The sequence below is a fragment of the Cyanobium sp. LEGE 06143 genome (assembly GCF_015207535.1).
Classification (GTDB): Bacteria; Cyanobacteriota; Cyanobacteriia; order PCC-6307; family Cyanobiaceae; genus NIES-981.
In genome coordinates, this window is record NZ_JADEWP010000095.1 from 1 (window position 1) to 9,312 (window position 9,312).

The window sequence follows — 9,312 nt, forward strand, 5'->3', positions numbered from 1 at the left end:
GGCCGCAGCTGCCCCCCCAGCCCCAGCTCGCCCACCAGCACCGTGCCCGGCGGCAGCACCAGATCGCGGTAGCTGGCCACCACCGCCGCCGCCACGCCCAGATCCGCGGCGGGCTCCTCCACCTCCAGCCCTCCGGCCACGGCCAGGTAGCAGTCGAAGCGCGACAGCGGCAGGCCCAGATGCTTCTCCAGCACCGCCAGGATCTGGTGCAGGCGGTTCACGGCGATGCCCGTGGCACTGCGGCGGGGACTGGCGTAGCTGGTGCCGCTCACCAGCGCCTGCAGCTCCACCAGCAGGGGCCTGGTGCCCTCACAGGCCACGATCGTGGCGCTGCCACTGCTGGGCTCCGCCCCCCCCAGGAACAGCTCACTGGGATTGCTCACCTCCGCCAGCCCCTGATCGCGCATCTCGAACACGCCGAGCTCGTGGGTGGCCCCAAAGCGGTTCTTCACGGCCCGCAGCAGCCGATGGCTGGCGAAGCGGTCGCCCTCGAAGGTGAGCACCGCATCCACCAGGTGCTCGAGCACCTTGGGGCCGGCCAGCATGCCCTCCTTGGTCACGTGGCCCACCAGCAGCACGGCCGTGTCCTGGCGCTTGGCGATGCGGGCCAGGGCAGCGGCGCACTCGCGCACCTGGGCCACCGAACCCGGAGCACTGGCGAGCTGGGCGTCGTGCAGGGCCTGGATGCTGTCGATGATCGCCACGGCAGGACGCAGGGCCTCCAGCTCCTGCAGCACCAGTTCGAGATCGGTCTCGGCGAGCAGCTGCACATCGGCCTCAGCGGCCTGCTCGGCCATCGCCAGGCGGCGCCAGCGCAGCTTCACCTGCTGGGCCGACTCCTCAGCGCTCACATAGAGCACTGAGGCCTGCTCGGCCATCGCGCGGGCGCTCTGCAGCAGCAGCGTGCTCTTGCCGATGCCGGGATCCCCGCCCAGCAGCACCAGGGAGCCCGGCACCAGGCCGCCGCCCAGCACCCGGTCCAGCTCGCCATAGCCGCTGGCCAGCCGCTGCAGCGGCTGATCGCCGGCGGCCTGAATCGACTGGGACCGCCACGGGCGTACCGCGGAGGCGGCCCCGGGGGCAGCGGGGGTGGCCCTCAGGCGGCGGTTGTCGCTGGAGCCGGCCTGCTCCACCAGGGTGTTCCAGCTGCCACAGGCGTTGCAGCGCCCGAAGAACTGGCGCGACTGGGCCCCACAGCTGCTGCAGACGTAGATGGAGAGGGGCTTGGCCACGGGCTGGCGGGCGGGGACTATGAAGAAAGGTGGCTTTGCATGAAATAAGAGCCCCTCTGGCCTTTTCAGTAGGGCGATCTGATGTACAGGCCGAACGGAGGAGATGACGGCGTCACCCACCAGTCCAGTTCGAGAGAAAGAGACGATCCTGGTCGTCGATGACGAGGCCAGTATCCGCCGGATCCTCGAGACCCGGCTGTCGATGATCGGCTACGAGGTAGTGACCGCCGCCGACGGGCTGGAGGCCCTGGAGCGCTTCCGGGAGCAGCCCCCCGACCTGGTGGTGCTCGACGTGATGATGCCTCGGCTGGATGGCTACGGGGTGTGCCAGGAGCTGCGCAAGGAATCCGACGTGCCGATCGTGATGCTCACCGCCCTCGGCGACGTGGCCGACCGGATCACAGGCCTGGAACTGGGCGCCGACGACTACGTGGTGAAGCCCTTCAGCCCCAAGGAGCTGGAGGCCCGCATCCGCTGCGTGCTGCGCCGGGTGGAGAAGGAACAGGTGGCCGGCATCCCCAACTCGGGGGTGATCGGCGTGGGCGACCTGCGCATCGACACCAACAAGCGCCAGGTGTACCGCGGCGATGAACGGATCCGCCTCACCGGCATGGAGTTCAGCCTGCTGGAACTGCTGGTGAGCCGCAGCGGCGAGCCCTTCAGCCGCGGCGAGATTCTCAAGGAGGTATGGGGTTACACCCCTGAGCGTCACGTGGACACCAGGGTGGTGGATGTCCACATCTCCCGGCTGCGCTCCAAACTGGAGGATGATCCGGCCAACCCCGAGCTGATCCTCACGGCGCGGGGCACCGGCTACCTGTTCCAACGCATCGTCGATCCCGTTGCCTCCGAAGGAGCCTGAAAAGCGCACCAAACAGCGGCGGGCGATCCGCCGCCTGGTGATCTGGTATCGCCGCAATGCCGCTGTGACCTCCCTGGTCGGCACCGCCAGCACCGCCGCCAGCACGGCAGTGTCAGGGGCGGGCAGCGTGGCCGGCGTGGCCAGCAGTGCCGCCAACACCGTGCTGCAACCGCTGGTGGTGGACCCGTTGCGGCGCCTGCAACGGGGCCTGGGCGGGCCCGATGAGGACGTGCCCATCAACGATGCCGACCGGCTCTGGGTGGCCGTGGACGGCATGGGCGGCGACCACGCCCCGGGGCCGATCCTGGAGGGCTGCCTGCAGGCCGTGGAGCGCCTGCCGCTGCGCGTTCGCTTCGTGGCAGAAACCGCCCTGCTGCACGCGGCTGCAGCCGAGCTCGGACTGCACGACCGCCTCCAGGAGGCCATCAGCGCCGGGCTGATCGAGCTGGTGCCCAGTGGCCCCTCGGTGGGCATGCACGAGGAGGCCACCGTGGTGCGCCGCAAGCGCGATGCCAGCATCAACATGGCCATGGACCTGGTGAAGCAGGGCCAGGCCACAGCGGTCTACTCGGCCGGCAACTCGGGCGCCGTGATGGCCGCCGCGATCTTTCGGCTGGGCCGGCTCAAGGGCATCGACAGGCCCGCCATCGGCGCCCTGTTCCCCACCAAGGACCCCGAGCAGCAGGTGCTGGTGCTGGATGTGGGCGCCAACATGGACTGCAAACCCGAGTGGCTCCTGCAGTTCGCCCTGCTCGGCAACATCTACAGCCGGGACGTGCTGCAGGTGGCCCATCCGCGCATCGGCCTGGTGAACATCGGCGAGGAGTCGTGCAAGGGCAATGAGCTCTGTCTGCGCAGCCACGGGCTGCTGAGTTCCGAACCCCGCTTCCGCTTTGCCGGCAACTGCGAAGGCCGCGACATTCTCTCCGGCGCCTTCGATGTGGTGGTGTGCGATGGCTTCACCGGCAACGTGCTGCTCAAGTTTCTGGAGAGCGTCGGCAGCGTGCTGCTGGACGTGATCAAGGTGGAGCTGCCCCGAGGGCGCCGCGGCAAGGTGGGCTCGGCCTTCCTGATCAACAACCTGCGCCGCATCAAGAAGCGCCTCGACCACGCCGAACACGGCGGCGCTCTGCTGCTCGGCGTGGACGGCGTGTGCGTGATCGGCCATGGCAGCAGCAAGGCCCTCTCGGTGCTGAGTGCCCTGCGGCTGGCCCACTCGGCCGCCAACCACGGCGTGATGGAGAATCTGCACGCCCTCAGCCAGGAAAGCGGCGCTGTGGCCTGTGGTTGACTGAGCCCACTTGTGGGTCGCCCGCCCTTGGCTCTCGGCGTTTCGCTCTCCCAGGCAGAAACCCAGGGCAGGGCCGCCACCGGCATGGCCCTGGTGGGCTGCGGCAGTGGGGTTCCCAGTGCCAGCGTCAGCAACGAGGATCTGAGCCGGCGCGTCGACACCAGCGATGGTTGGATCCGCTCCCGCACCGGCATCGGAGCCCGCCGGGTGGCGGGACCAGGCGAGCCGCTCACAGCCCTGGCGACCCAGGCCGCCGCGGCCGCCCTGGCCCATGCCGGCTGGCGGGCTGAGGATCTCGATCTGATCCTGCTGGCCACCTCCAGCCCCGACGACCTGTTCGGCACGGCCCCCCTGGTGCAGGGGCAACTGGGCGCGGTGAACGCGGTGGCTTTCGATCTGACGGCGGCCTGCAGCGGCTTTCTGTTCGCCCTGATCACGGCGGGGCAGTACATCGCCGCCGGGTCCGTGCGCCGGGCCCTGGTGATCGGCGCCGACCAGCTGAGTCGCTGGGTGGACTGGGACGATCGGGGCACCTGCGTGCTGTTCGGCGACGGCGCCGGCGCGGTGGCTGTGGAAGCCTGTGCGCCTGAAGCCACGGGGCTGCTGGGCTTCCGGATGCGCTCCGACGGCTCCCGCAACGCCTGCCTCACCCTGGCCCAGACCGACGAGCAACAGCCCCTGCTGGACGGGCTCACCAGCCAGCGGGGCGGGTTCGCCGCCATCCAGATGAACGGCCAGGAGGTCTACAAGTTCGCCGTGCGGGAAGTGCCCGCGATCCTCGCCGAGCTGCTGGAGAGCACGGGTACGGCGCCGGCCGAGCTGGACTGGCTGCTGCTGCACCAGGCCAACCAGCGCATCCTCGATGCCGTGGCGGAGCGCTTCGCCGTGCCGCGGGAGCGGGTGCTGAGCAATCTCGCCGCCTATGGCAACACCTCGGCCGCCACCATCCCGCTGATGCTGGATGAAGCGGTGCGCGATGGCAGGGTGCAACCGGGCCAGCTGCTGGGCAGCAGTGGCTTCGGAGCGGGCCTGAGCTGGGGAGCCGCCCTGCTGCGCTGGTCTGGTCCCCGGGCCGCCACCAGCCCGGAGGCCTGAGGCTGTCGGTGGGGTCTGGCCGTAGCCTCTGGCGTTGTGAGCAGGGGCAGCGGGATGGGAATTGCCTGGGTGTTTCCCGGCCAGGGTTCGCAGAAGCTGGGCATGGCCGCAGGCCTGCTGGAGCTGCCCGGGGCGCGGCAGCGTTTCGACCAGGCCTCGGCGCTGCTGGGCCGCGACCTGCTGGCCATCTGCGCCGGTGAGGCCGAGGGCGAGCTCAGCGACCTCAACGACACGCGCAACACCCAGCCGGCCCTGTTCGTGGTGGAGAGCCTGCTGGTGGATGGCCTGCGGGCCCAGGGCCGGCAGGCCGATCTGGTGGCAGGGCACAGCCTCGGTGAGCTGGTGGCGCTCTACGCCGCCGGGGTGTTCGACGTGACCACCGGCCTGGAGCTGATGCGCAGCCGCAGCAGCCTGATGGCCGCAGGCGGCGGTGGGGCCATGACGGCGGTGATGGGATTCGAGCGCGCGCTGCTGGAGGAGCTGGTGGCCGCCAACCCGGAGGTGGTGATCGCCAACGACAACAGCAGCGCCCAGGTGGTGCTGTCGGGAACGCCCGAGGCCGTGGCGCAGGTGAGCGAGGCGCTGCACTGCCGGCGCGCCGTGCCCCTGGCGGTGAGCGGAGCCTTCCACTCACCGTTCATGGCGGAGGCCGCCGAGGCCTTTGCCCGCCAGCTCGAGAACGTGCCCTTCGCCGATGCCAGCGTGCCCGTGCTCAGCAACACGGACCCCACCCCTGAAACCCGCGCTGAAGCGCTCAAAGCCAGGCTGGGGCAGCAGATGACCACGGGCGTGCGCTGGCGCGAGACCATGGCCCAGTGTGAGGCGGCCGGCATCACCACGGCCGTGGAGATCGGCCCAGGGGCGGTGCTCAGTGGCCTGCTGAAGCGCAGCTGCCCCGGCATCAGCACCGCCCAGATCGCCGGCCCTGCCGACCTGGGTCTGTGAGCCGCTCCGGACTGCGCCCGGGCAGCCGGTCGGTCAACGCCGTGAAGCGGGTGCTGCGACGCCGCAAGCGCAGCGAACCACCGGCCCTGATCCGCACCCCCAGACCCAGCCTGGTGTATCGGCTGATCAGCTATCTGCTGGTGTTTCCGATCTACCGCCTGCTGTTCCGGGGGCGCACCGCGGGCAACGGCCATGTGCCCAACGAGGGGGCTCTGGTGGTGGTGGCCAACCACGGCTCCCACCTCGATCCGCCCCTGCTGGGCCATGCCCTCGGCCGGCCCGTGGCCTTCATGGCCAAGGCCGAGCTGTTCCAGGTGCCACTGCTGGGGCCGATCATCCGGGCCTGCGGGGCCTATCCCGTGGCCCGGGGCGCCAGCGACCGCGAGGCGATCCGCACCGCCACCGACCGCCTTGAGGAGGGCTGGGCCACCGGCGTGTTTCTCGATGGCACCCGCCAGAGCGACGGCCGGGTCAACACCCCCCTGGCGGGGGCTGCCCTGCTGGCCGCCCGCAGCGGCGCAGCCCTGCTGCCGGTGGCGATCCTCAACAGCCACCGCGCCCTGGGCCCTGGCGGCTCCGGCATCCGGCTGGTGCCGATCCACATCCGCATCGGCACGCCGATTCCCCCGCCCGGCTCCCGCCGCCGGCCCGATCTGGACGCCGCCACCCTCGCCTGCCAGGAGCAGATCAATGCCCTGCTCGACCAGGGGCTGATCGGCCGGAACCGCCTCAGCGGAGCTCCAGACTCAGCCGCTCTGCCGCCCAGCTCCTGAGATCGCGGCCGCTGATCACCCACAGCGCCGCCCGCAGGCCATCACCCCAGATCTTCTGGCGGCTCTCGGGGCTGCAGAGTTCGGCGCAGTCCACCGGTTCAGGCGTGAGGTGGATGCCTCTGCTGCCGGCCACGATGCGGCCCACGAGCAGAGCGCGATCCATGTGGTCCTGGCTGGTCACCAGCAGGGCATGGCGGATGCGGGCCCGGCGCAGGTCGTCCACCAGGGAGGTGAAGTTGGTGAGGGTGTCGTTGGCGCGGTAGTCGAGCTTCACCTGGCCGGGCTGCAGACCCTGCCGCTCCTCGAACAGCCAGTGAGCGAATTCGGGATTGCTGCCGCCGCTCACCACCACGGGAAGCCCCTGCTCAGAAGCGATCTCGGCCGCATGGCGCTCCCGCTCCACATCACCGCCGAGCACCAGGATCATCTGGGCCGGTGGCGGCGTCGGCCACCACCAGCCCCGGGAGAGCACCGCCAGCGCGGCTGCCAGGGCCAGCAGCAGCCAGCGCTTGCCGCCACGGCGACGGCGCCGGGGCCGCTGCTGCCGGCGGGAGGCAGGGGCCATCAGAGCGGCACCGGAGCGGTGGGGTAGAGCGGCAGCACCGGCTGCCAGGGCGCCGGCACAGCAGCGGCGTGGGCCTCGGCGCTCAGGTCAAGCAGCTGCACCACGTCGCGCTCCACATCCACCTCCGCCGCCAACACCGGCAGATCGGGCTCCGCAGCGCGCAGGGCCTCGCTGTCCTCATAGAGCCGGGGCTCACGCCGTTGCGCCATGCCCCCCAGGGCTTCGGGGCAGGGACCATAGAMGCCGRNCCANGACGCCCCTGCGCGGCAACGCCTGGCTCAGCCAGGTGGGCCCGGCCAGGTGCAGGCGCCGGGCCACCAACAGAAAGCTGCCCACGCCATCGAGGGGAATCTCCAGCTGCTGGGCGAGGGTGCGGGCCAGCACCACCGTGAGCCTGGTGCCGGTGAAGCCGCCCGGCCCCGTGGCCACGGCCAGCCGCGCCAGGGCTGGCCAGGACTGGGCAGGCAGCAGCGACTCGACGCTCTCGAGCAGGGCGCCGGAGAGATCCCGGCCCAGGGGGAACTGCCGCACCTGGTCAGGGATGTCGTCCTCAAGGCTGCGGAGGCCGACGCCAAGCACCGGGCTGGAGCTGTGCAGGGCCAGGAGCCAACTCATCGGGGGCAGGCCTCCCCGGGGCGCAGGCGCTGCCAGCGGCCGGGATCGGCCGCGAAGGAGTCGCAGGCCCGCACGTCCCACTCCACGCCCACACCCCCGGCCGCCAGGTCGAGCACCTGCACGTGGATGCGGGGCTGGGAGGGGCGGAAGTCGGGCTCGGCGCTGAGGTGAGGCACACCGTGCTGCCGCTCCACCGCGTGGTAGGCCTGACAGCGGTCGACCCAGCGGCAGTTCACGCAGATGCACATCCCGGCCAGGCCGCGCCAGGCGCCCATTGTGGCGGGCAATCTGCCGGCTGACGAGCGGGCGGTGCGGCTGTGGGAGCGGTTGGCGCCCCAGCACTGGCCCGTGCCCCCGGACCACTTCCCCGCCGGCTGCGCCCTGGTGGGGGGAGCCGTGCGCGATGCCCTGCTGGGCCGCCTGGCTCCCTGCCCCGACCTTGACCTGGTGGTGCCGGGCGCAGCGATCAGCCTGGGGCGGCAGCTGGCCCGCCGCTGCGGCGGCACCTGTGTGGTGCTGGACTCCGAGCGCGACATCGCCCGGCTGGTGCTGCGGGGCTGGACCCTCGACCTGGCCCGGCAGGAGGGCAACAGCCTCGAGCAGGATCTCCGCCGCCGCGACTACACCGCCAACGCGATCGCCCTGCCCCTGGCCCCCGGCAGTCCCCTGCTGGATCCCACCGGCGGCCTCGGCGACCTCAGAGCCGCTCGCCTGGCCGCCGTGAGCGAGGCCAACCTGCTGGCCGATCCGCTGCGGCTGCTGCGCGGTCTGCGCCTCGAGGTGGAGCTGGAACTCGTGCTGGAGGCGCGCAGCCGCAACTGGATCCGGCGCCACGGGGCGAGGCTCGCCGAGGTGGCCGGCGAGCGGGTGCTCACCGAACTGGAGAAACTGGCCACGGCCCCCGGCGGCGAGCGGGGCCTGGCCGGATGTGCCGAGCTGAGTCTGCTGGCGCCCTGGGGGGCCGATGCCACGGCTGAGCCCGTGCTGCTGAGCCTCAGCCTTGAGCAGGCCGAGGCCTGCGGGCTCGGCAGCGCGGCTGCCTGGGCCCTGCCGTTGGCCCGGCTGGCGGCGCTGCTGCCGCCTGAGGCCCTGGGCCAGCTCCGGGCCAGCCGTCAGCTGCAGCAGCGCAGCGGACGGCTGCGCCGGTGGTGGCGGCGGCTGACACAGGCCGCGGCGGGAGCCGCGCTCCCGGAGGCCGAGCAACTGCAGCTGCACCTGGACCTGGAGGCAGACCTGCCGGCCCTGTTGCTCTTCCTGCCGGCGCCCCAGGCGAAGCAGCAGATGGAGCGCTGGCATCTGGCGGAAGACCCTCTCTTCCACCCCAGCTCTCCCCTCAACGGCGTGCAGCTGCAGCAGGCCCTCGGGCTGGCCCCGGGGCCCGAACTGGGAGTGCTGATGAGGCATCTCACCCTGGAGCGGGCCTTCGGCCGGATCCCGCCGCAGGATCCGGCGGCCAGCAGGGCGGCTCTGATCGCCGCCAGGGCCTGGCTCGACCGGCGGCATGGTTAACTTCCAGATGTCATAGGCGTGTGTCTGAGGTTTTCCTCGCCTGCGAAACGTTTTCCTATCCCTTCCCCTGCCATGAGCATTCGTCTCTACGTCGGCAACCTGCCGCAAGCTTTTGATGCCAAGGAGCTCGAGGCTCTGTTCACGGCCATCGGGGAAGGGGTGCGCTTCAAGGCCGTCAATGATCGCGACACGGGCGCCTGCCGCGGTTTCGGCTTCGCCAACGTGGACGACCAGAAGCTGGCCGACGCCGTGATCGAGCAGCTCAACGGTAAGGACTTCGGCGGCAACACCCTGCGCATCGAGGTCTCCGAGCGCCGCGATGCCCGTGGCACCGCCCCCACCTCTGACCGCCGCACTGGCACCGGCACAGCCCCCCAGCGCAAGGCAGCGAACAAGGTGGTCCACGCCGACCAGGTGGACAGCGA

General features: G+C 71.3%; 12 protein-coding genes. 7 read left to right on the plus strand and 5 right to left on the minus strand.

The window, feature by feature from the left end; translation table 11 throughout:
- Positions 1-1,232, minus strand: a 1,232-nt coding sequence (radA, locus tag IQ216_RS07980) for a DNA repair protein RadA (protein ID WP_193815062.1), incomplete at its 3' end; no start/stop codon positions are given.
- A gap of 103 nt (positions 1,233-1,335) precedes the next feature.
- Between radA and rpaB the strand changes: the two genes are divergently transcribed.
- The 5 genes from rpaB (at position 1,336) to IQ216_RS08005 (ending at position 6,198) form a co-directional block, all read left to right on the plus strand.
- Positions 1,336-2,094 carry a response regulator transcription factor RpaB gene (gene rpaB, locus IQ216_RS07985; protein WP_186698413.1) on the plus strand — a complete coding sequence of 253 codons (759 nt, stop codon included), beginning with the start codon at positions 1,336-1,338 and terminating at the stop codon, positions 2,092-2,094.
- The gene (gene plsX, locus IQ216_RS07990; protein WP_193815063.1) at positions 2,075-3,385 is read left to right on the plus strand and encodes a phosphate acyltransferase PlsX; all 1,311 of its coding nucleotides are present in this window, start codon (positions 2,075-2,077) and stop codon (positions 3,383-3,385) included. The genes rpaB and plsX overlap by 20 nt, the downstream gene beginning before the upstream one ends.
- A gap of 84 nt (positions 3,386-3,469) precedes the next feature.
- Positions 3,470-4,480: a beta-ketoacyl-ACP synthase III gene (locus IQ216_RS07995; protein WP_193815069.1), complete on the plus strand. Its 1,011-nt coding sequence runs from the start codon at positions 3,470-3,472 to the stop codon at positions 4,478-4,480.
- A gap of 54 nt (positions 4,481-4,534) precedes the next feature.
- Positions 4,535-5,425, plus strand: a complete 891-nt coding sequence (gene fabD, locus IQ216_RS08000; protein ID WP_193815064.1) for an ACP S-malonyltransferase — start codon at positions 4,535-4,537, stop codon at positions 5,423-5,425.
- Positions 5,426-5,478: 53 nt separating this feature from the next.
- On the plus strand, positions 5,479-6,198 hold the full coding sequence (locus IQ216_RS08005) for a 1-acyl-sn-glycerol-3-phosphate acyltransferase (RefSeq protein WP_193815070.1): 720 nt from the start codon (positions 5,479-5,481) through the stop codon (positions 6,196-6,198).
- On the opposite strand, the gene IQ216_RS08010 is transcribed toward IQ216_RS08005, so the two are convergent.
- The 4 genes from IQ216_RS08010 to IQ216_RS08020 all read right to left on the minus strand — a co-directional run bounded on the left by IQ216_RS08010 (position 6,155) and on the right by IQ216_RS08020 (position 7,626).
- Entirely contained in the window at positions 6,155-6,763 is a 609-nt protein-coding gene (locus tag IQ216_RS08010) for a YdcF family protein (RefSeq protein WP_193815065.1), read from the minus strand. The genes IQ216_RS08005 and IQ216_RS08010 overlap by 44 nt on opposite strands.
- Positions 6,763-6,972, minus strand: coding sequence for a hypothetical protein (locus IQ216_RS14730; protein ID WP_370566665.1), 210 nt, complete (start codon positions 6,970-6,972; stop codon positions 6,763-6,765). The genes IQ216_RS08010 and IQ216_RS14730 overlap by 1 nt, the downstream gene beginning before the upstream one ends.
- Positions 6,956-7,378 carry a tRNA (adenosine(37)-N6)-threonylcarbamoyltransferase complex dimerization subunit type 1 TsaB gene (gene tsaB, locus IQ216_RS08015; RefSeq protein WP_370566666.1) on the minus strand — a complete coding sequence of 141 codons (423 nt, stop codon included), beginning with the start codon at positions 7,376-7,378 and terminating at the stop codon, positions 6,956-6,958. Before tsaB ends, IQ216_RS14730 begins: the two co-directional genes overlap by 17 nt.
- Positions 7,375-7,626 (minus strand): Ycf34 family protein, encoded by a 252-nt coding sequence (locus tag IQ216_RS08020; RefSeq protein ID WP_193815066.1) that lies wholly within the window; start codon positions 7,624-7,626, stop codon positions 7,375-7,377. The genes tsaB and IQ216_RS08020 overlap by 4 nt, the downstream gene beginning before the upstream one ends.
- Between IQ216_RS08020 and IQ216_RS08025 the strand changes: the two genes are divergently transcribed.
- Both IQ216_RS08025 and IQ216_RS08030 read left to right on the plus strand, forming a co-directional pair.
- The gene (locus IQ216_RS08025; RefSeq protein ID WP_193815067.1) at positions 7,619-8,887 is read left to right on the plus strand and encodes a CCA tRNA nucleotidyltransferase; all 1,269 of its coding nucleotides are present in this window, start codon (positions 7,619-7,621) and stop codon (positions 8,885-8,887) included. The two genes, IQ216_RS08020 and IQ216_RS08025, sit on opposite strands and share 8 nt — an antisense overlap.
- Positions 8,888-8,959: 72 nt before the next feature.
- A partial coding sequence (locus IQ216_RS08030) for an RNA-binding protein (protein WP_193815068.1) occupies positions 8,960-9,312 on the plus strand: 353 nt, incomplete at its 3' end.